General features: G+C 46.1%; 1 protein-coding gene. It reads right to left on the bottom strand.

Going from position 1 to position 661, the window contains the following annotated elements:
• Window positions 1-504, bottom strand: a 504-nt coding sequence (locus A3751_RS00420) for a transporter substrate-binding protein (RefSeq protein ID WP_156492137.1), incomplete at its 3' end; no start/stop codon positions are given.
• Between the last annotated feature and the right edge of the window lie 157 nt (window positions 505-661).

Below are 661 nucleotides of genomic sequence, written 5' to 3'. Positions count from 1 at the left end.
CGCAAGCACCCAACGCTCTACACCTTGTTCGGCAAGATAGTCAACGGCTGGAATTGCTTGAGTGTTTGGCGCAGCGCCTGTGTAAAATACGTTTTTCGAAGACTCCTCGCCTTCGTACTGAACCGGGTAAAACAGGATATTGTCTAACTCTTCAAATACAGGCAATACAGATTTACGCGAAACAGATGTCCAGCACCCGAACACAGCGGCCACTTTTTCTTTTTCGATAAGCTCACGTGCTTTTTCAGCAAATAGAGGCCAGTTTGACGCAGGATCTACGACCACAGCCTCTAGCTGCTTCCCAAGCACCCCGCCTTTCTTATTTTGCTCTTCTACCATCATCAAAACGGTGTCTTTCAATGTTGTTTCTGAAATTGCCATCGTTCCAGATAGTGAGTGCAGTACCCCAACCTTGATGGTATCAGCGGCATATGTAACCGAAGCACCGACAGACAGCGACACTGCAGCAGCAACGGTCGCCAATTTAGTCTTAAAGTTTTTCATCGTTAACGTTCCCCGTTCGAAGAATTATTGTTTGTTTTTTAGGAGTGCTTGTATGCGATCTTCCTGCAGGGGGTTAGAGCAAGTGCTGCGCCGTTTCCTAGAAACTAAGATAAATCAGACACTTAGTACGTATATTTGCGTATAGACAAAGCCTGAC

Source organism: Oleiphilus sp. HI0080, from assembly GCF_001635135.1.
Note: the sequence above shows the minus strand (reverse complement) of the source record. Positions and strands in the feature narration are given on the sequence as shown.